Here is a 21,171-nt window from a genome sequence, read left to right on the forward strand (position 1 = left end):
GCCAAAGCTAAAAGGTAATGCAAAAATTCCGGGGAAATATGTCACATTCCGGCAGCTTTTGGAACCTGGGAAGCCTGGTTTTTTAAAACCTTCCTCCCGAAAACAAGATAGAAGTAAACAGAACTAATTAAGTAAAGGCTTGCGGTTATCGTGAAGACATATGCATAGCCCCAATAGTCGCCGTACCTGACTACGATTCCGGTTGAAACCGGCCCCATAAACGCCCACCCTAAATTGAAAACAGTCTGGTTGATCGAATTGGCCAATCCCTTCATAGAATCGTCAACACGTGACATGATGAGCGAACTTTGAATCGGGTTCCCGGCATTCATGAGCGCCTGCCTGAACAGGAAACCAATCGCGGCTAGCCACAAGTTTTCCGTGTAGGCGGTCAAAAGCAGGAATGGAAGCGACAACAACTGCAGGATAACGACAGCCCTAACCTCCCCGACGCGCTTGACGACCTTGGGCCCGATAATCATAGCAAAAGCGGTTGCCGCCTGGCCAAGTGAAATGATGAATCCGGTCGTCGATGTTGAAGCCGAAAACCGTCCCGCAAAATAAAGATTCAGGTACGGAATGACGAGCCCCGCCCCAAATCCAATCAGCATTTGCGCGATTGCAAAAAGGGCAATGATTTTGAAACCGCTCCAATTAAACGCGGCTTTTTTCCTTCCGGCGTCATCTGTTTGCGATTTTTCCATACGATTGGCGGGGGTCCTGAACTTAAAGGCCGGGATCGCTCCTCCCAAATAAATTGCGGCCCCGATCAACAGAGTGATCCTCAAGCTTTCAAGACTGGTGAAAAAAAGGCCGAAAAAATCGGTCAAAATTCCGCCCAGCATGTTCCCGATTACACTCGCCGCAGTCATCAAAGCGAAGTGGAGCGAAAACAGGTTGACCCGCTGGGATGGGTCAGAGTTTTCAGCCAGCCACGGTATTCCCGAAACTTGCAGGAATGCGCCCGAAAGGCCCGCAGCAAATGCCAAATACACAAGCATCGTTTCATCCGCTGCCAATGCTCTCATGATGAGCAAGGTTCCAGATACGAGAATGCCCGTGAAAATAACCCTTTTCCTGCCGAATTTGTCGCCAATGATTCCTGCGGGTACAAGGACCATCGCCGTAGCTAGTGATGCCATTGAAATAATCTGCCCGTTCACGGATTCCGAATAACCCAATTCGCGAACATAAAAATTATAAATAACAATGAAAATGCCAATTCCAATCTGGGTAATGATATTGGCAGCCATACTCAGTTTAATATTGTAGTTATAGGCGTTAAACTGTTGGGCCCACCCTTTGTAAAATGCCATCATGATCCGCCCTTTGCAGATGTACGGGCATAGCCCGAACCATAATTCCCTTCTTGGAAAGCGTATTTATTTCGCCTCCCTAAGTATCATAATCGGTCAGGAACATTTTGTAAACTAGGGAACTTACTGGTACATGCCTATTTTTTTGAAATTTGTTCGAATTTTGAGGGGGGTGGCGAAAGCAGTTGCCATAAGAGGGCTGGCAGGTTGGATATGGAGTGTTCTCAAGTTGCGTGCTCATTCGTAAGGTTAAGTGGGGATATGGCTGTTGATTTCTCCAAGAAAGTGCCGTTGTCGATGGCAGAAGGTGGTTGGGCTTTGGGGTTTTCGGGACTCATCTTGGACCTAAAACCTGATTTGTGTCCTAATTCCTTGGTTTTCGGGACTCATAGCGCTTCTAAAACCGGTTTTGTGTCCCGATTCCCTGGTTTTCGGGACTCTTAGCGCTTCTAAAACCTGGTCTGTGTCCCGATTACATAGTTTTCGGGACTCATCTCACTGCCTGTGGCCCTCGAAAATTTAAAAACGGATGCACTCCGGCATCCGCTTATCGTAAAACAGTTTGTATTTTTTCCAGCAGGTACGGTACAGATCGAAACGCATAAATGGAATCGATTGCTTGCCCTTCCTTGATAAACACAAGGCAAGGGACACTTTCTATCGCAAAAGTCTCCGCGAATTCGGGAGCATAATTGAGATTGATTTTGCCAATTTCCATCTGGCGATTCATTGCAGCGACAACTTCAAGCATTTTCGAAGCTACCTGGCAGGTTCCGCACAGAGGCGTATAAAAGTAGAGCAGCCCTGTTTTCGCGCCTTGAAGAAAGGCGGAAGCTTCTTCGCTTGTCCATTCCTTCATTGCGCGTTCCGGCCCATCTCCAAAAATTCGGCATGAACATCAATGTTTGCGGCCAAAAGCACCATGGCAAGGTGATGGTATGGTGCTGTCGCGACCTCTTTGTACATCTTGTCAATATAGAGATGCTCCGCCTCCGGATACTCCCTGCGGAATTGCCTCCTCAGCTTTTCACCCGCTTCATCAGCGTCCGCGAGTATAAACACCTGTCTGTCCCCGAACGAATCAATCAATTCATCAAGCCTGGAAAGTGAAATGGTCCCGTTCGTGCATATAACTTCTACACGGTCCTTAATCATTCCGAGAACCTTCTTCTTATCCGATCTGCCTTCAACAATAATAATTTTATCCGCGTATTCTTCGCTCATTGACATCACCTGCAGGAAAGTTGTTGGTAATAGCTTATTCAAACGCGCGTTTTGTGTGTAGTCTCCCGTCCTGCCTCAACTATACCACTGCCATACAAGAACATACAGGACTTTGCTCCCCGGGTGGTGCCGACTGGCATCTGTGTAACGTTTTTTCCTGGGATTGTGCCTGATTTAAGTTACGCTATCTTCGGATTAAGCCAGCGCCCTTAGCACCATCCACCATCTTGGCAGTCGGTATATTTTGCGTCGGGGTATTCGGTAAAGGTGATGTGCTGGAAAATCCTCTGTTGGTCTACGTCGAAACGTCTGTCCAGTTCGAAGTCGACCTCGCCTTCGAGCATGATGCGGCCGATTGGTTCGTTTTCCAGGTATAGTTTTATTTCCCCGTTTTTCAGTTTTCCAACCACCCTGTCGGTTATGTCGAGCTTCTTTACATTTAATGTCATGGTTGACCACCCTTTTTGTTTTTTCATTAGCATGCCCGGTGCGTTTGGAATGCATAGTTGGGAAAGTTAGGGCGTTGGCCAATTTTCACAAAAAAGAGGCCCTCCTAAAGGTGGCCTCCGGTTGTATTATTCGTTGGTCATTTCATCGTATTGCTCGGCTGTCATGAGTTTTTCGATTTCACTCATATCGGAAGGCTCGATAACGATCATCCATGCTTTTTCGTATGGGGATTCGTTGACGAATTCCGGGCTGTCGGAAAGGTCTTCGTTTACTTCGACTACTTTGCCGCTAATTGGAGCGTAAAGTTCAGAAACGGTTTTGACGGACTCGACGCTGCCGAATGGCTCGTCCGCTGTTATTTCATCGCCGACCTCAGGCAGTTCTACGAAAACGATGTCGCCAAGCTCGGATTGCGCGAAATGCGTGATGCCGATCCGCACTTTTTCCCCTTCAACTTTTACCCATTCATGCTCTTCTGAATACCGCAAATCTTTTGGTGTACTCATTGCAATCCCTCCAATATCCATTTTTGTCTATTATCGATTGTTAATCGATACTACCATGAATGCCGAGACCGGCACAGGCACCTAAAGCCACATTTCTTTGTAGTCCTCTTCCTTGAATCCGACGGTAACTTTTTTCCCATCAGTCAGTATCGGCCGTTTAAGGAGCATCCCGTCCGAAGCAAGGATATCGAGCAGCTCTTCTTCGGAAGCTGTCTTGACTTTATCCTTTAAGCCAAGTTCACGGTATTTTTGGCCGCTCACGTTGAAAAACTTCTTTAGCTCGAGCCCGCTTTTTTCGTAAAGGTCCTTTAGTTCGTCCCTTGACGGCGGCTGCTCGACGATATGTACCGCTTCATAGGAAATCCCGTGCTCATCCAGCCATTTTTTGGCGTTCCTGCATGTCCCGCACTTCGGGTACCAATAAAACGTTAAAGCCAACTGCATCACCCCTAAAGATTCTTCCCCTGAAATAGTATCATATCAGTGAGAAAAATCATAATTCTGCCCTTTGCTTATGAGGCGCAAATTACTTATTCGTCACGTTCCCGCAAATTCCTGCATGCATTTTCATTTTGCCACCAAATTGCCATATTCTTTTCGGCGTAAGAAAGCGGGGAACCCTAGTTTTGATTCCGTTCGGTTTTCTGCCTGAAACAGTGGAACGACATCAATTTGGATTTTCTACGTGATACGCAGACGGTCCGTGTGCTTGATTTTTCAGATTTGAATGCCCGCCCTCCCCTTAAAGCAGGCCTACGAGTTTCAATCCGTGCATAATGCCGCCGTCATTGACATGGATGGTTTCATACTTTGCGGCTTGTTTCACTTCCGGTACGGCATTTCCCATGGCAACGCTGTTCGGAACAAATGAAAGCATTTCGATGTCGTTCAGGCCATCGCCAAATGCATAGGCATTTTCAATGGACAATCCCATGGCGGAGACGAGTTTTTCAATCCCCTTCGCTTTCGAACCGCCAGCTGGAAGGACATCGACGGAGAGTGGGTGCCAGCGGATAAAATCAAATTCGCTAAATGCTTTTTCATAGCGAACCTCCTCTTCATGCTGGCAGAAAAGAAGTGTCTGATAAATTTCCCGGTTCCGGAAATAGTCAGGGCCATGCGAAGGTTTTTTCGAAAGCTTGAGGGTACCCATGCTTTCGTCGATCCAGTTATGCTCAGGAACGCTCGTTTTCATATCAAACGGATCCATATAAATTAGGGGATGATTGTCTTCTGCAGCTGTTAAGGTGATCTGCTCAAGGGCCCGCTCATTCATTGGGTTACGGTGAACCGGTTTGCCCCGGAGGACGACGTATTGCCCGTTAAAGGAAACATACGTATCAATGCCTAGTTCCTCGCGGAGGTCTTCGAACATGAACGGCCCGCGTCCGGTCGCAATCGCAACCTCGTGCCCCAGTTCCTTTAGCTTGAATACGGCTTCCTTTGTCGATGCTGGGAGACGTTTGTCATCATCAAGCAAAGTCCCGTCAATATCAAAGAAGATTATGCTTTTTTCCATGTCCAACACCTTTCTTTTTTTTAAAAAATCCCGCACACTTGCGTTCATTCTTCCCATTGTACAGAAGTACGCATAAATTATCCACCAAGCTGACGCACCAGTTTTCAATAGCCTGCAGGGCGGCAATGCTATATAATTTAGAAAAAAGAATCGGAGGTCATTCATGCTTGAGAATGAGGGAGCAACAGCCGCCCAGCAAAAGAGAAAAGCAACGCTCACCCGTTTAGGCGTCTTATTGATTATTGTATCGTGCGTTTTCTATGCGGCAATCCTGCTCGTCCCGCTTAGTTCGTTTTCAACTGGGACAAAGGTTGCGATCACCGGCGGCCTTGTAATTGCCGGAGAAGCCACCTTTTGGATCGGCGGCATTATCCTCGGCAAAGAAGCCGTAACACGTTACCGGAAAAACCTGAATCCGATGAATTGGTTTAAAAGTGGTGTTCAAAAAAAGGATTAGTAAAAACCATGGCGCCTCTCATGCATGAATGATGGGGATGCCATGGTTTTTTCTTTTTGACGGGGTGCTTTGGAAAACTTGGGGCATAAAGACAGTTTGGAGTTTCTTGATGAATGAAACGGTCCTGACGAGAGGTATCAGGACCGTTTGATACTTTTTTCCGAACGAAACGGTCTTGACGAGTAATTTAAACTTGTCTCTTTCTTTACCTTGAGGAAGTAGATTTTAGAGAAACTCCACGAGCTGTTTCCGGATGACCTTCGACCAGGCAAGGACTCGGTCGGCCGCTCCTTTTGGTTCACCCGCGAGGTAAACCTCCGAAATGGCCATCGCCCAATCCCGGACTATCGGGTCAGCAGGCACTTCCCTTCTGATCCTGACAGGGCCGTCCGACCACGTGGATACTTTACGGCGGATATCGAATACAGACAATTGATGGTCATATGCCTCGCAAAAAACGGTACAAAGCCCTGTCCAGGCTTCTTCCGTAAATGATGATGGATGCTGGATATTGAAGCACGCGACTGTCCAAAAATGCCGCCCGAGCAAATCAGGGTCGGACTGCTCCCAGGCGAGAATTTGTTCAAGCTGGCCGCGGCAATCAAGCCCATTTGCTTCCGGGGCGCCACATTCTGGACACCGGTTGTTATAATTGATTTCCTTGTTCATCCTATCACCCCCTGTTATTGTTTTTTTCCAAGGCATTTAAAGTCATTTATAGTAAATGAGCAGCTCCGAATAGGATTCATTTCATAAACAGCCCCGTTAAATCTGGCTTTTAATTTGTTTGTGAGGCGAAGCTTTCAACAGGTCTAATTGCTTTTTTTAAAAAAATACCCACTACCCATATTTTACCACCCAAACCTTCATGAAGCCAGGGACGGAATTCTCCCCACCAGCAAAATGTTACAAACTTCTTTAGAAAAATAGGACAAATTCATCTATCTTTCTCTCTCTAAAACTAGTAATTTGTAAAATATCAGAAATATTTGTAACGATATAGAAATATAATCGACTATATAGATGAGTGGCTAATTTTTACGAAACAGAGGGGAAAAAAGATGGGAAACCTGCTTGCCAACAAGAAGATACAGACATTATTGATTTGCCTAGCCTTTATTCCGCTTGTTTTTGGGATGTGTATGGCTGCCGGCGCCTATGCGTCTAAGGCCAGGACAGCAAAGACTGACAGCACCGCCGTTACAGGGTTAAAAAACGAACTCGCGGCGGAGTTTCGCAATTACGGAACAATGCTTCATCCTGTAAAACCAGTTTCTCCGCCACTTGACAGAAGCAAAAGTACCCAGGTATCCGCTGCTTCCAGAAACATTGGGGCATCGTCTGAGGAGCAGGCACAGCCAGCGAAGATTGCGCAGAACACTCAAGTACCTTCTAAGCAAGCCAGGCAACCGGGAACAAATCACACGAAGGCTTCGGATCCTGCACAACAATCGGCATCAAATTCGGCACAAACTTCAAAACCTGTACAGAATCATACTTTAAATCAGTCCGAGGCTGCAAAAACTGCCCAGAACCCGTCTCCAAATCAGGCGGAGGCTACAAAAACTGCCCAGAGCCCGGCTTCAAACCAGGATCAGGGTGCAAAAACCGCCCAGAGCCCAGCTTCCAACCAGGCGGAAAATGCAAAACCCGCTCAGCAACAGGCTCAAAATCCTGATCCGTCCCACCAGCCTGAACACGAAGAAACAAGCAAATCAACGCCAGCTCCCGCCCAAAGCAAACCTTCAGTTAAACCTCCCGCTCCATCTGGGAAACAACGAGAGCTTTACCTGACATTTGACGACGGCCCGCATCGCGTTTCAAACCAAATCCTCGACTTGCTCGACAAATACAATGCCAAGGCCACTTTCTTTCTGCTCGACGGGAACATGAAACAATATCCCGGCCCGGTCAAACGGATGGCGGCTTCCGGCCATAGCCTAGGAATGCACGGAGTCAGCCATAACAAGCAAAAGTTTTACCATTCGGCGCAAACCGTTGTAGCGGAAATGAACCAAGGAAAGGATACGATAAAAAGGATTACGGGAATTGATACGGCGTTAATCCGTACCCCTTTCGGCAGTTCTCCGTATATGACACCTGATTATAAGAGGGCTGTGGCCGAACACGGATACAAAATGTGGGACTGGAATGTCGACAGCCGGGACTGGTATTACCGCGATCGCCGCTTCGTCGACAGCACAATTGAACAAATCGAAAAACAAAAGGGGAAACCGGGGCCGATTGTCGTGCTTTTGCATGAACGGGAGGAGACGCTCGCCAACTTGCCAGCATTACTAGATTATTTTAAAAGCCAGAATTTCAAACTCGTGCCTCTTACTTCAAGCATGGTACCGGTTCAATTCAAGTAGAGTTCAAGCCTTTTAAAAAATATGAGATTAATAGAATAAAACGGGCGGAAATTAACAATCCGTCCGTTTTACTTTGAATAAAAATGAAGTTATTTGTCACGTAGATTCTACGTAGTAACCCTTTCAAATAAAAAAACCCGCACCAACAGCTCGTGCTGGTACAGGCTTTGCATTCTTATCGCAGTAAATCCGTGAATTTCCGGAAAGCGCGCTTGCCTTCCTCGGTTTGTTTGAAGACGCCAGCATCCTCGAGCACCCTGGCGAATTTCGCGCCGACGTTTTTCCGGACAATCGCTGAAACTGTATGAGGCGACAATTCGATGGTGTGCCTCTCCTTCATTTCACCCGCCCAGGCGAGGTGGTAATCCTTCACATCCGCCTCTTCACCGAGCAAGTACCTTTCGATTTCCTTTAGCTCGGATTCAAGCCTTGCCGGCAGAACGGCCAGCCCCATGACTTCAATGAGGCCGATGTTTTCTTTTTTAATATGCTGGACATCGCTGTGCGGATGGAAAATGCCTAGCGGATGATCGGCGCTCGTCCGGTTGTTGCGGAGGACAAGGTCCATCTCAAACTGGTGGCCGCGCTTCCTCGCAATCGGCGTGATCGTGTTATGCCTCGTCTGGCCGGTAAAAGCTTCGATTCCCACGTCCGGATCGCTGTAGCCTTTCCACGATTCATAAATCTTGTCTGCGGCGCCAACAAGCTCATTTGGGTCGTTCCCGCGCAGCCGGATGACGGACAGAGGCCATTTCAACGCTGCCGCTTCCACATTCGGGAATCCCCCGAGAGGAAACGAGTAGATTTCTCTAGCTCTCGCCATGGCGAATTCGTATTTTCCGCCCTGGTAATGATCATGGCTCAATATCGATCCACCGACAATCGGCAAATCGGCATTCGAACCGAGAAAATAAGCTGGGAACTTCCCAACGAATTCAAGCAGCCGCGTGAACGCCCCACGGCCGATTTTCATATCGCGGTGCTCGGCGCTGAGGACGATACAATGCTCGTTGTAGTACACATACGGCGAGTATTGGAGATACCAGGGCTCTCCCCCGAGCTCGAGCCCGATGATCCGATGGTTTGAGCGCGCCGGATAGCCAATCCTGCCCGCGTATCCTTCATTTTCGATACAAAGGAGGCATTTTGGATATGCCGTGGCGCGGCTTTTCATTTCCCGTTCAATGGCGATTTGCTTCGGGTCCTTCTCGGGCTTTGAAAGGTTGATTGTAATATCAAGCGTTCCGTAGTCCGATTCATACGTATAGCTGATGTTTTTGGCAATCTGTTTCGTCTGGATATAATTGCTGTTTTTGCTCAGCTCGTAAAAATAATCCGTCGCTAGGTTCGGATCCGTTTTATATTTTTCATAAAATAAGGCATTGACTTCCGAAGGCCTTGGAATGAGGACATTCATAATCTTACTGGCAAAAATCTCCCCCTCGAAATCCAGGCCGCCAATGATTCCCTCCCCGGCGGCATAATCAGCGAGCGCCTCGAGGAGATCCGGAATCCCCTTGCCGTCCGGACTCGCGCCCGGTTCGATAAATTCGTCCAGGGCTAGGAGGGCCATGATCTGGTTGCGCGCGTAAATTTCATCCTGTTGTTTGATCATTTCGCAGGCAAGGGCCCGGTCGAGAAGCTTCTTTATCGCCTGATAAACCTCCATGCCAAGCCCTGGTAACAAAAAGTGTAACAAACTGTAACACTTACCTTATAATGCTACCAGGATTCACCTCCTTCATTTGAATTTATTAACCAATAAATCTTGTTAAAACGCCATATTAAGGATAGTCTTGAAAGACCGTATCTTTTCAAGATCTTTCCATCAATGGTTGTCATGTTACATTGATTTCTTTCTGGATATAAAGCCGTGATATAAGCAATATAGGATTCCCCGTTACGTTTTGTATACCTTACAAAATCCCGGTGATAAATACCGTTTGCCGATTTTATTTTCTTGTTTGACCTTTTTATCATGGGTTTTATGACCCAATCTTTCATCTCACATTGTTCTGGGTTTACCCTTAAATTACAACTTACAATGGAGTCATTTGCATGAGTCTTTTCAATATCCCAATCAATTCATATATTTGCTGTATCTCCACCGGTTGTAAGGTTTAATGGGGCTATTTCTTTCAAAGCTTTTTGCAAATAGGTTTTCCCTTGCATTACATGCATTGCATCAATGAAAGAAATGCTTTTCCCTTTAATTTTTTGATAGAATCTTTGACTGTGGAGCAACTCTTCCCCTGCTATTTTTTCGTGACAAGTTGAACAGAGTGTTATTAAATTATGAATGGAATCACTGCCATTTAAACGCCTTGTGTAATGTGGTGCACTTCCATTCTGGTGTTTGTTGCACCACAATCCTGACATGTATTTCGGTCCCGAAGAATGGCTGCCTTTCTTATATTTTCATCTAGGCGATTGCTTTGTTGGTATTCCCATCGATATGGGTTATAGCGTTTTTCCAGCGCGCGAATATCGATTAAGACATCTTCTAAAAATATTTTATCGATACGCACCCATTTGGTTAGCTGTCTCACTACACGCAAGATAGCATCTTTCTTCTGTCTGATGCTTGGAGGAATCCTCCCTTCTTTTCTTGAAGAAGAACGATTATCAAACCGAGCTGGACGATACTTTTTGTGTTGTCTCCTGTACCGTCGATGCCCGCGCCTTACTGCCAATTTTTCTTTTACATCTATTCGAAGTTCAATGGTCCCTTTGAATACAGGCTTATTTTCTGCCCTGCATTCTTGTACTAAAGCAATCCCGGAGCCATCGTCAATGCCTAGATGAATGGGTGTTGAATCAATCTCTTCCTCCGGCACTTCCCTTACAAGTTGAATTACCATAGGAAATTTGCATTTCAAAATAGCTTTCTGTTTCCGAATTAAATACCATGCCCGTTTTTCTTTTGTTGGAGATAATTTGCGGCCTTGCGCATCTAACACAAAACAATGGGTCATTTCTGACCAACCTCCATTACGGGTATTTTCCTCCTTGCCAAAGTCAATGGATAGGACATGCTATTTCGGCGTTTGGTTTCCAAACCCTAGGAAACGGTCTTCCTCATAGCTAACAGAGCAGCAGACTGGTGGACACATCCGCAGGTGTTTCTTTACCTGATTCCACTAACGTAGTTCATCGTGCTATTTCCCTTTCAGGAAACTACACTCACTTAGGCTTGAGAGCACGGAACAGTCTCATCCAAAACGATTGGGTTTCATTTTAGTATGGTTTGATGTAATTTGTTATGGTTTTTCACTAACTGTTCCGAGCTCCCTTATCCTTTATAGCCTTCAGGGTGATTCCGGTGCCATTGCCAGGCATCCTCAAGGATTTGTTCAACTGAAGTCCGTTCCGGTTTCCAGCCCAGCACCTGTTTTGCTTTTTCGGAAGAGGCGATCAGCCTGCTCGGGTCACCGCTTCTTCGGGGAACTACTTTTGCCGGAATTTCATGTCCGGTGACGTTCCGGGCAGCTTCAATCATTTCTTTAACCGAGAATCCCTGGCCGCTGCCGAGATTGATGATTTCACTGCCGCCGCCATTTTGCAAATAACTGAGTGCAAGAATGTGGGCGTCGATCAAGTCTTCGACGTGAATATAATCGCGGATGCATGTTCCATCCTCTGTATCATAATCGTCGCCAAAAATGGAGATAGCCTCCCGTTGGCCAAGCGGAACCTGGAGGATGAGCGGAATCAGATGAGTTTCCGGCTGGTGGTCCTCGCCAATTTCGCCAGTTTGCCTTGCCCCGGCCACATTAAAATAACGGAGCGACACATAGCTCATCCCGTAGGCTATCTCGCACCATTTCATCATTTTTTCCATCGCCAGCTTCGTTTCGCCATATGCGTTTGTCGGGCTCGCAGGCATGTCTTCCGTAATGGGCATGACCGTTTGCTCCCCGTACGTCGCAGCGGTCGAGGAGAAGACGATGTTTTTTACACCGAATTCGACCATCGTTTCAAGCAAGACCTGGGTTCCGTATACATTGTTATTAAAATACTCAAGCGGTTTTTCCATTGATTCGCCGACTAGAGAGTTCGCGGCGAAATGCAGGACCCCTTCTATCTCCTCTTTTTCAAAGACTCCGCGTAAAAATTCCTTGTTACGGATGTCTCCTTCGTAAAACTTCACCTTTGGATGGACGGCCTCCGCATGGCCAGTCTGGAGATTGTCGACCACAATCGCGTCATATCCCTGGTCAATCAGCTGATAGACGGCATGGGAGCCAATATAGCCCGCGCCGCCAAGCACCAAGATGCCCATCATTTCACCTCCGCTGTAAGTTCCTTCGTGCCATCGCCAATATGGGCGACATAAAAGCTAGCATCATAACCGATTTTGCTCCTGTAGGCTTTGCCGACCGTTTCGATGAACGAATCAACCTCGCAAGCTTCGACAAGCGCTATCGCGCAGCCCCCGAATCCAGCGCCTGTCATCCTTGCGCCAAAAGTGCCATTTTGGTCCCAGGCAGCTTCAACGAGTGTATCAAGCTCGATTCCAGTAACCTCGTAATCTTCCTTCAAGGATTGGTGTGAGGCATTCATCAATTTTCCGAAGCCCTCCAGGTTTCCTTTCTTCAACTCGGCAAGGGCCTTGATTGTGCGTTCGTTTTCATATACCGCGTGCCTGGCTCTTTTTTGTAAAATTTCATCCGGTATAAGATGCATATGCGCATCGAATTGCTGCCCGGTCAGCGCGCCCAGCGACCGTATATTAAGAACCTTTTGCAAAAAGGCAAGGGCGCTTTCGCATTGGCTTCGCCTTTCATTGTACTTTGAATCGGCAAGCTCGCGCCGTTTGTTCGTATTCATAATGATAATTTTACAGCCGTTCAAGTTAAGCGGCGCGTACTCATACTCAAGCGTCTCACAATCGAGGAGGATGCCGCAATCTTTTTTTCCCATCCCGACAGCGAACTGGTCCATAATTCCGCTGTTAACGCCGATGAATTCATTTTCAACCTGTTTACCAAGCTTCACAAGCGAAATTCTTGGTATTTCAAGGCCAAACAGTTCGTTGGCGACGACGCCGATCAGCATTTCAAGGGATGCCGAAGAAGATAGCCCGGCTCCGTTCGGGATGTTCCCTTCAATCAGGATATCCATTCCGGCCGGGATGCCCCAACCCGCTTCGATTATGTAGCGGATCATTCCTTTAGGAAAGTTCCCCCACGTTTGGGCCGGAGCATAATTTAGTTCATCGAGGCTGAATTCAATCATTCCTGCTTCCGGGAAGTTTTTAGAAAAAAGGCGGATACGGCGGTCGGCGCGCCTTTTGGCAACGCCATACGTCCCATACGTGATTGCGCATGGAAAGACACGGCCGCCGTTATAATCGGTATGCTCGCCAATTAAATTGATCCTGCCCGGCGAGAAAAAACAACGGACTCCTTCCGTGTCCCCGTAAGAAAAAAGTTCTCGGAATTCTTTCGTTAATTGTTGTAGATCCATAATCTTCTTCCCCTTACTAATAGGATTTGCGAAAGGCGTCTCGATGTTGGCGGCACTCCCTTAGAAACTGCTGTTCCGGATCACCAATTCCGTACCGATGAAAATCTTCTTGGCGACCCTACGCCCATCAATCCGTTCTACCAGCAGTTCAAGGGCCGTTTCCCCCATCAGCTCTGTATGGACTTTCAAGGTTGACAATGCCGGGAATACATATTTTGATACGCTTATATCATTAAGTCCAATGATGTTCACACGCTCGGGAACAGGGATGTTTTCTTCATGGAGCGCGCGGAGGCAGCCAATCGCGATTGAATCGTTCCCCGCAAAAAAAGCCGTCGGCAGCCTTTCGCCGAGCTCGCTAATCGCCTGTTTCATAAGGCTGTACCCACTTGCGACCGAAAACGAGCCAATGTAAATCATTTCGTCCTGTAACAGCCCTTTTTCGGCCATATAGGAACGGAAACTCATTTCCCTTTGATCGGCAATCTCTACGGAGCTTCCTTTGTAAGTCTCGCGCCCGCCAATATAGCCGATCGAATCATGGCCCTTTTCATTCAGGTAATCGATGATTTTTTTCGATGCCTTATCAAAATCAATAATGACCGAGTCGTACACTTCATCATCCGGGTTGCAATCGGCAAAGACGATATTCCGGGTGACCCCGGCGATTTCGGCAACCTGCCCTGGGCTGAATTTGCCAATTGCGATGATTCCCTGCAGTTGGTCGTGCTTAACTTCCTTCAGTTCATCGTAAAAATAATGAGCAAATTGAATGTCTTGCTGTTGGCATCTCCGTTCAATGCCATGCCTGATGGACAGATAGTAAAGGTCTTCCAGCTCTTCCTTTTCGGTATACCAGTGGATAATCGCGATTTTTTTCGCGGCTGTTTTTTTGGCGGGCCGTTTTTTATAGGACAGCTCTTCCGCCGCTTCCATTATCCGCCTTCTCGTCTCATCTGTGACCGAAAGCGCCGGGTCATAATTCAAAACCCGTGATACCGTTGCGATTGAAACCCCTGCCAGTTCGGCGATGTCCTTAATCGTTGCCAGGGTGCATCCCTCCTTTCCCCGTCCACACTATGCCGGGGACGGACGTTTTCGCACTTCCGATTACTTCTATTTTATCTTGTTTAGTAAAATAATCAATTTATTTTACTAATAATTTTACTTGATGATTGTAGGATGCCACATTGTGTTGATTTCCTTAATTTTTGAAAGCTCGCACTTCGGTTTCCTGTCATACGTCAGCAGCCCGTTGATTTCCTGTTCAACGTCCGTTAACTGTGTATAGCAAAAGCCATGGAGCGCCTTCGAGGCAAAAACTGCCTCCATAACGCGGCGGTAATCCTCTACAAATTCAAATTCGTCTTTTACAGAGGTGTATCCCCAACCGCTATCCTCCCCCGCTTTGTAGGCGATGCCGCCGAATTCAGTTAAAAGTATCGGTTCCCCGTGGTACTCGAACCCGTCTGCATAGATACCCCTTAGCGCTGGCTTGGAATTCAGCAAGTTTTCCTTCGTCGACAGGGACTCCTTGAATTCTTCGTACTTGGACGTCTCTTCGTTGTTTCCATGGTTGTAGTTGTGGATCGCGCAAATATCCGTTTTTGTAAGCTCCCAGCCGTCATTTGATATTACTAGGCGGGTAGGGTCGACGGAATGAATCAGGTGGTACATCGCAAGCGAATGGTGCTGCTGCTGTTTATTATTTTTTATAAACGGAACTCCCCAGCTTTCATTGACCGGTACCCAGGCGACAATTGACGGATGGTTGTAATCCCGCTCAATGATTTCAATCCACTCCTTTGTCAGCCTTGCCGCCGCATCTTCGCTATAGGACGGGAACGCGGCGCATTCACCCCATACGAGGAAACCGAGCCGGTCAGCCCAGTACAGGAAACGCGGATCCTCCACCTTTTGATGCTTCCGGCAGCCGTTGAAGCCCATTTCCTTCGCCAGTTCAATATCCTTTTTAAACTCTTCATCGCTCGGTGCGGTAAGCAGGCCACCCGGCCAATAGCCCTGGTCAAGGACGAGCTTCTGGTAATACGGTTTATTGTTCAAATAAACCATCCTATTTTCGGTATGGATTTTCCTCATTCCGAAATACGACTCGACTTCGTCATAAATCGTACCGCCACCTGAATCCTTTAGAGTAAGTTTTACATCAAAAAGGTTCGGGCTTTCAGGCGACCAATTCCAGCCGATGTGGTGGAAGGACGTGCGGAAGATTTTTCGGTTATACAGGTTGATGGCCCGCTTCGTGTATGGTTCAGTGATGTCAATCGTATCTCTCGCAACCCTTTCGCCCTTGAAGCTTATATCAATTTCGACGCATTTTTGTGTAAAATCGCCATCAACCTCAAATTCAGCGATCACATCACCGTGGTCGATGTCAGGGGTTACGCGAAGCTTGGACAAGCTCGCTTTCCCAACCGGTTCAAGCCAGACTGTCTGCCAGATGCCGGTCGTTCTTGTATACCAGATCGCATCCGATTTCTCGACCCAAAATTGCTTTCCACGTGGAATCGTTTCATCTGTTGACGGGTCTTCCACCCTGACAACGATTGATTCCGCGCCCCAGGACAATAGATCGGTAATATCCAGTGAAAACGGGGTATGGCCGCCCTCGTGGAAGCGGGCAAACTGGCCGTTGACATAAATCCATGCCCGGTAGTCAACCGCTCCGAAATGGAGAAGAATCCTTTTCCCCTTCCAATCCGCCGGCACACTGCATTCGCGCCGGTACCAGACATGGTCATGAAATGTTGAGTCATGGATGCCGCTCAGCTTCGACTGGTAGGCGAACGGAACGTTAATCTTCCTGTTGAAGGCATCCCCATTGTTGAACCATTTTTCCCTGACGCCAACATTCTCATCGTCAAAGGCGAAATCCCATTCGCCATTCAAATTCAACCATTCTTTCCGCACAAACTGCGGCCTTGGATATTCAGGTCTGTAATTCATCTTGATCTCTCCTTGCAAAAGCTGTGATTGTATACCGGCTAACAATTGTAAAATCGGCTAAATAGATTGAATCAAAGATTTTTCATGTTAATGCTATTCAGGTATTCTTTTAAAAATAAATCGGAATCGGACTGCCCAACTAATGAGTTTGCTCAGCGGGAGCCTGGCCACCTTTCCTGATCGGCTTGTTTTTCGCAAGGGCAATGACTGCGGCGGCGAGGCAAAGCGCAAGGCTGATTAGATCGGATAAAAGGTAAAAGGCTGCAGCAAGCGTAATCCAAAAGGCAGGAAGCTTGTACTGGAGTGTTCCATCCTTCATTAGCTTTTTTGTGAAAAGGATGTTCAGGCTCCCAATTACCATAAAAAACAGTCCGTACGTCACTGCAAATCCATATAAACTATCAAACAAGGACTCTGTTCCATTCCGTTCGACAGCTTCGAGGCCAGGCAATCCCGCTCCCTGTTTTTTGATATACATTGAATAAACGAACATGGTAATAAACCCTGTCGTAATTTGCCACGCGCTAGCCGCATAGATGAGTTTCCGCTCAAAGGAACGGCTCATTCTCATTCACTCCTTACCTTGGGGAAATTATCCTTTTACGCCTGTAGAAAGTGCCATTGACTGCATGAAATAGCGCTGGGCGAATAAATAAAGCAGGAATGTTGGCACTAGCGCAATCAGGGCGCCGGCCGTGCCGATTCCTGGATACGTTAAATATTGTCCCTGGAGCAGCTGCAGGCCCGGCGTGATTGGAAGCTTTTCCACATCATGAAGGATAATGGACGGCCAGAGAAAATCATTCCATGCACCAGTGAAGCTGAACAGTGCGACAACCGTCAGGACAGGGCGGATCAGCGGCAATATGATGTGCCAGAATATCTGGAATTCATTGGCGCCGTCAATACGGGCCGATTCATCGAATGTTTTCGGGATGCCAAGGACGAACTGGCGGACGAGGAACACATTGAACACCCCCGCTGCTCCCGGAACGATGACGGCGAGCAGATTGTTTACCCAACCAAGCTGTTCCATAATGCCGTAAAGCGGAATAAGGTTCACGACGCTCGGAAACATCATGGATGCGAGCAGGACGCCGAACAGGAAATCGCGTCCCTTAAAATGCAGGCGCGTGTAGCCATAGGCTGCGAGCGACACGACCACAAGCACAAGCACTGTATGCGAAGTTGCGATGATGAGCGAATTCGTAAACCATTTAACAATCGGCGTCGAATCGTTATCAAACAACAACTCGACATAGTTGCTCATCGACCAGTGGATTGGCAGAAAACTGACTCCCGCGGCCGTGATTTCCTCTTCCGATTTAAAGGAAGTAAAGACGCCCCAGAGGATTGGGAAGGCCCAAACTATTGCCATGATCAATAAAAATAGAAACGCTGCTAGTTTCGATGCCCTGTAATGTTTCATCGTATCACCCCTAATCTCGGTCCCTTAACAGGTAAAATTGAATGGCTGACACAACCATAATACATAGGCCAAGCATGATGGCCATCGCCGCGGATATTCCAGCTACCGAAATACCGGATCCGAAAGCATTTCGCTGGATGTACATGAGGAGTACCCACGTCGAATCATTTGGCCCGCCCCCCGTCAGCATGAGCGGCTGTCCGTACACATTGAACTGGGCGATTGTCGTCATGACGGTTGTGAATAGAATCTGATATTTGATACTCGGCAGCGTCACCCTGAAAAATTTGCTGATGAGACCCGCACCATCAAGTTCCGCCGCTTCCAGTAAATCTTTTGGAACACCGTTCAGCGCTGCCAAATAGATGACCATATTCCCGCCAATTGTCCACCAAACCGTGACAATGACCAGGGAAATCCAGGCGTGTGGCTGGTTGTCGAGCATATTCGTCGAAATGTTGAGGTAATTCTTGAGCGGCCCGTACGTGACGCTTAATAGGAAATTCCAGACAATCATGACCGCTGAAATGGCAAAAAGAGAAGGCAAGTAAAACAATGACTGGAACAGCCTGTTCATCGCCGGTTTCGCCGAAAGGGCCGTAGCCATCAGCAGCGGGACAATTATACAAAACGGCACCGAAATAAGGACGAAAATAAACGTGTTTTTCATCCCGTTGTAAAACTGTCTATGGAAGCTGGATTCCTCGTTAAAGAGGATGGTCTGGAAGTTTGCGAACCCTACAAATTCGGGGGACTGAAAAAGATCCCACTTCGTAAACGCTATATAAATGCCGAATACCGAAGGGAAAAGAAAAAACAGTATAAACAACAGGAGGTGGGGCCCTACAAAGAAAACAGGCCAAAGATTGGGCTTCCTCCGCTTGTTCATGCCCTTATGATCGTTTATCGGCTTTTCAGCTATCGCTGCCATTCTTTCACCTCGTTTTTTGAAAGGGGTTGTCGGATTGCCTTTCGAAAGGATTTTGTTGAAGGTTTCGCGTTTGGCGCTGCCGCTATTGTAAGCAGCATTTCACCAAATGTATTTTCGTAGATAGAAAAAGGAGGAGGAATGGATCCCTCCTCCTTTTTACAACCACTTGCTTTTACTGGCCCATCTTATCGTTGACGGTCTGCTGGATTTTCTTCAGCTGTTCCTTAATATCGGCCTTGCCCTGGATCATGTCCCAGAGGGATGCATCAATTTCACCAAAGACATAGGAGCTGCCAGGATCGGTAATGATTGTAACCGCCTTGCGCGCTTCATCAGTTTTCAGCAGGAACGATTGTGGCATGTTCGTATATTCTTCGTTATCAAGCATTCCCAAGGATGTTGGATTCGCGCCTGACTTAATCCATTCAGTCTGGTTGCCCTGGAGCCATTCCAGGAATTTTACAATGCTTTTGATTTTTTCATCAGAACGTTCCTTGCTTTTGAACATCGCAAACTGGTCGGCGCCGCTTCCCTGGATAACACGCGCTGTATCCCACTGCGGAGTGAATGTCTGAGCCCATTCAAAATCGGTAATTTTATTCATTTGTGAAAGCATCCATGTTCCTTCTGGCAGGAAGATTACCTTCCCATTGTTGAACAGCTTGTTCATGTCCTCGCCCTTTTTATTCATGTAACCGAGGTCATGCATCTTCTTGAACTGCTCGACTGTTTTCACAGCGATTTCGTTATCGATTGTTGGCTTTTCACCATCGGAAAATTTTCCGCCCATTTGCAGGTAAAGGTTATTGAAGTTCTGCATTGGCCATGTAAAACCATATGCGTAGATGCCATCCGCCTTTGCTGCTTCGCCCGCTTTTTCAACTTCTTCATACGTAATGATGTTGTCATCGGCCGCGCCAGGTACATATTTATCAACAAGGTCCTTGTTGTAGTACATCAACCAGCTCCCCATTGTCGCAGGGACACCGAATTGGCTGCCATCAACCGTACCAACATTCCATGCTTCTTCAAGGTAGTTTTCAGCTTTTACTTCTGTGCCGTCGATAAACTCATCCCAAGGCTCAAGCATTCCCTGGGAGTGGTAGGTAGAGACGGCTTCAGATGCAATCAATGCGATATCAGGAACGCCTTTGCCGGAACGTGTTACACTGGCAAGCTTGTTGCCCAATACCCCGCCCTCCATTGCAACAATTTTCACTTTGTAGTCAGGATTTGTGGCATTGTAGCGGTCGATATCCTTCTTGATCAAATCCCCGTCCGGACCAGTCGTCCCGCTCCAGAGAAGGATTTCCTTCTTCTCCTTTTTGCTGTCCCCGGAAGACTTTTCACTATTCCCGCTGCAGGCGCTTAGCACCAATGCCGCGATAAGCATCAAAATCATAGCAAGTTTTGACTTTTTCATTATTTTCTTCCCCCTAGCTTAATTTTTTGCTCTGTATAGGTCGGGCCGTCGATTTTCAGCTTCCCATCCTCAAAGTAGAGACGGTCCATGTTCATTTGCCTGTCACCGCTTGGCGAATCCGGATCGGTGTGGGTATGGTAGACGGCGTATAGTGTCTTGCCATCCAGACCGACCGTCACGCTGTTGTGGCCCGGACCGGAAATCCCATGTTCAAGATCTTTTTTCAATATCGGGTTTTCCGGAGCTTTTTTAAAAGGCCCCATCGGACTATCCGAAACTGCGTAGCCTACACTATAATCAGGGCTAGCATAGTAATTCGAAGAATACATCAAATAATACTGGCCTTTGTTTTTCAACACGAACGGGCCTTCATTCCATTGATACTCATCGTTAAGGCCTTCCCATTCCTGGTCCGGGCCGATAAGGAATGTTGGTTCCCCGGTTAAAGCAGTCAGGTCCCTCGTCATTTTCTGGACATAAATCTGGCTGACATGATAACCATCAATGATATTTTCAGAACAATCTTTTACATAGTAAAAATAAGGAGTGCCATCATCATCAAAAAAGATATGCCCGTCAATATACGAACCTTCCTGTTTCACGATCTCGGTGCTTATGTCCTTGAACGGCCCGAGCGGATCCTTGCTTGAAGCGACAGAAATCTGTAGATGGCCGTCTTTATTCCGCGCGCTGTATGTCATGTAGTATTGGCCGTCATGCTTGATGACCTCCGGTGCCCAGAAATCGCCTGTCGCCCACTGGTTCTCCTGTTCCGTGATATCGTATGCCATGCCGATTTCATCCCAGTCTACAAGATTATCAGACTTCCAAACCCTGAAGCCGATTGATGCGGCTGATGTCGCATACATATAATACATATCCCCGTCCTTCATAACGAAAGGATCGCCAATATTCGTTATGCCTCCCACCGGATTCTTGTAGGCGAGGACCTCCTCTTTCTCGAACGTGCGCCAAAGCCCTATCAACCCCAGCACTAAAATCAACCCCGTAAATAAAATAAACCATTTTAATGTCTTTCGTTTTTGCATTTTTTCAGCCCCTGTTGTCGTTTTTGTTTTCAGGATCTCCTCCTTTAGATTAGTTTGAG

The 21,171-nt window shown here is 47.2% G+C and carries 22 protein-coding genes; 2 read left to right on the top strand and 20 right to left on the bottom strand.

Going from position 1 to position 21,171, the window contains the following annotated elements:
• Positions 1-41: 41 nt before the first annotated feature.
• From V1499_RS17590 to V1499_RS17620, 7 genes are all read right to left on the bottom strand, one after another.
• On the bottom strand, positions 42-1,316 hold the full coding sequence (locus tag V1499_RS17590; protein ID WP_409271189.1) for an MFS transporter: 1,275 nt from the start codon (positions 1,314-1,316) through the stop codon (positions 42-44).
• A gap of 547 nt (positions 1,317-1,863) precedes the next feature.
• Positions 1,864-2,175 (bottom strand): thioredoxin family protein, encoded by a 312-nt coding sequence (locus V1499_RS17595; protein ID WP_409271190.1) that lies wholly within the window; start codon positions 2,173-2,175, stop codon positions 1,864-1,866.
• Positions 2,172-2,540 carry a toprim domain-containing protein gene (locus V1499_RS17600; protein ID WP_316571524.1) on the bottom strand — a complete coding sequence of 123 codons (369 nt, stop codon included), beginning with the start codon at positions 2,538-2,540 and terminating at the stop codon, positions 2,172-2,174. The genes V1499_RS17595 and V1499_RS17600 overlap by 4 nt, the downstream gene beginning before the upstream one ends.
• Before the next feature lie 209 nt (positions 2,541-2,749).
• Positions 2,750-2,989, bottom strand: a complete 240-nt coding sequence (locus tag V1499_RS17605; RefSeq protein WP_409271192.1) for a YusG family protein — start codon at positions 2,987-2,989, stop codon at positions 2,750-2,752.
• A gap of 126 nt (positions 2,990-3,115) precedes the next feature.
• Positions 3,116-3,496 (bottom strand): glycine cleavage system protein GcvH, encoded by a 381-nt coding sequence (gcvH, locus tag V1499_RS17610; RefSeq protein ID WP_409271194.1) that lies wholly within the window; start codon positions 3,494-3,496, stop codon positions 3,116-3,118.
• An 81-nt stretch (positions 3,497-3,577) separates the two neighbouring features.
• Positions 3,578-3,934, bottom strand: coding sequence for an arsenate reductase family protein (locus V1499_RS17615; protein ID WP_409271196.1), 357 nt, complete (start codon positions 3,932-3,934; stop codon positions 3,578-3,580).
• A 304-nt stretch (positions 3,935-4,238) separates the two neighbouring features.
• On the bottom strand, positions 4,239-5,015 hold the full coding sequence (locus V1499_RS17620) for a Cof-type HAD-IIB family hydrolase (protein WP_409271198.1): 777 nt from the start codon (positions 5,013-5,015) through the stop codon (positions 4,239-4,241).
• Between the two features lie 163 nt (positions 5,016-5,178).
• On the opposite strand from V1499_RS17620, the gene V1499_RS17625 reads away from it, so the two are divergent.
• Entirely contained in the window at positions 5,179-5,472 is a 294-nt protein-coding gene (locus tag V1499_RS17625) for a transporter suffix domain-containing protein (protein ID WP_409271200.1), read from the top strand.
• 225 nt (positions 5,473-5,697) lie between these two features.
• On the opposite strand, the gene V1499_RS17630 is transcribed toward V1499_RS17625, so the two are convergent.
• A complete protein-coding gene (locus V1499_RS17630) occupies positions 5,698-6,141 on the bottom strand; it encodes a DUF5946 family protein (protein WP_409271202.1) in 444 nt (147 codons plus the stop codon).
• A gap of 392 nt (positions 6,142-6,533) precedes the next feature.
• Between V1499_RS17630 and V1499_RS17635 the strand changes: the two genes are divergently transcribed.
• Positions 6,534-7,844 (top strand): polysaccharide deacetylase family protein, encoded by a 1,311-nt coding sequence (locus V1499_RS17635; RefSeq protein ID WP_409271204.1) that lies wholly within the window; start codon positions 6,534-6,536, stop codon positions 7,842-7,844.
• A gap of 175 nt (positions 7,845-8,019) precedes the next feature.
• Here the strand turns inward: V1499_RS17635 and galT are convergent, their stop codons facing one another.
• The 12 genes from galT to V1499_RS17695 all read right to left on the bottom strand — a co-directional run bounded on the left by galT (position 8,020) and on the right by V1499_RS17695 (position 21,112).
• Positions 8,020-9,513: a UDP-glucose--hexose-1-phosphate uridylyltransferase gene (gene galT / locus V1499_RS17640; RefSeq protein WP_409271206.1), complete on the bottom strand. Its 1,494-nt coding sequence runs from the start codon at positions 9,511-9,513 to the stop codon at positions 8,020-8,022.
• A 416-nt stretch (positions 9,514-9,929) separates the two neighbouring features.
• Positions 9,930-10,223 carry an HNH endonuclease gene (locus tag V1499_RS17645; RefSeq protein ID WP_409271208.1) on the bottom strand — a complete coding sequence of 98 codons (294 nt, stop codon included), beginning with the start codon at positions 10,221-10,223 and terminating at the stop codon, positions 9,930-9,932.
• Positions 10,160-10,819 carry an RNA-guided endonuclease IscB gene (gene iscB, locus V1499_RS17650; protein ID WP_409271210.1) on the bottom strand — a complete coding sequence of 220 codons (660 nt, stop codon included), beginning with the start codon at positions 10,817-10,819 and terminating at the stop codon, positions 10,160-10,162. Before iscB ends, V1499_RS17645 begins: the two co-directional genes overlap by 64 nt.
• Before the next feature lie 317 nt (positions 10,820-11,136).
• Positions 11,137-12,126, bottom strand: a complete 990-nt coding sequence (gene galE, locus V1499_RS17655; protein ID WP_409271212.1) for a UDP-glucose 4-epimerase GalE — start codon at positions 12,124-12,126, stop codon at positions 11,137-11,139.
• The gene (locus V1499_RS17660) at positions 12,126-13,313 is read right to left on the bottom strand and encodes a galactokinase (protein WP_409271214.1); all 1,188 of its coding nucleotides are present in this window, start codon (positions 13,311-13,313) and stop codon (positions 12,126-12,128) included. Before V1499_RS17660 ends, galE begins: the two co-directional genes overlap by 1 nt.
• 60 nt (positions 13,314-13,373) lie before the next feature.
• The gene (locus tag V1499_RS17665) at positions 13,374-14,363 is read right to left on the bottom strand and encodes a LacI family DNA-binding transcriptional regulator (protein WP_409276330.1); all 990 of its coding nucleotides are present in this window, start codon (positions 14,361-14,363) and stop codon (positions 13,374-13,376) included.
• 114 nt (positions 14,364-14,477) lie between these two features.
• On the bottom strand, positions 14,478-16,280 hold the full coding sequence (locus tag V1499_RS17670; RefSeq protein WP_409271216.1) for a glycoside hydrolase family 2 protein: 1,803 nt from the start codon (positions 16,278-16,280) through the stop codon (positions 14,478-14,480).
• 139 nt (positions 16,281-16,419) lie between these two features.
• Complete coding sequence (locus V1499_RS17675; protein WP_409271218.1) at positions 16,420-16,845, bottom strand: hypothetical protein; 426 nt, start codon at positions 16,843-16,845, stop codon at positions 16,420-16,422.
• Between the two features lie 27 nt (positions 16,846-16,872).
• Positions 16,873-17,709, bottom strand: coding sequence for a carbohydrate ABC transporter permease (locus tag V1499_RS17680; protein ID WP_409271220.1), 837 nt, complete (start codon positions 17,707-17,709; stop codon positions 16,873-16,875).
• 10 nt (positions 17,710-17,719) lie between these two features.
• Positions 17,720-18,640 (bottom strand): carbohydrate ABC transporter permease, encoded by a 921-nt coding sequence (locus tag V1499_RS17685; protein ID WP_409271222.1) that lies wholly within the window; start codon positions 18,638-18,640, stop codon positions 17,720-17,722.
• Positions 18,641-18,812: 172 nt separating this feature from the next.
• Positions 18,813-20,063 carry an ABC transporter substrate-binding protein gene (locus V1499_RS17690; RefSeq protein ID WP_409271224.1) on the bottom strand — a complete coding sequence of 417 codons (1,251 nt, stop codon included), beginning with the start codon at positions 20,061-20,063 and terminating at the stop codon, positions 18,813-18,815.
• Positions 20,063-21,112 (bottom strand): glycoside hydrolase family 43 protein, encoded by a 1,050-nt coding sequence (locus V1499_RS17695; protein WP_409271226.1) that lies wholly within the window; start codon positions 21,110-21,112, stop codon positions 20,063-20,065. The genes V1499_RS17690 and V1499_RS17695 overlap by 1 nt, the downstream gene beginning before the upstream one ends.
• Positions 21,113-21,171: the final 59 nt, after the last annotated feature.

It is taken from the genome of Neobacillus oceani (genome assembly GCF_046237595.1).
GTDB lineage: Bacteria > Bacillota > Bacilli > Bacillales > Cytobacillaceae > Bacillus_D > Bacillus_D oceani.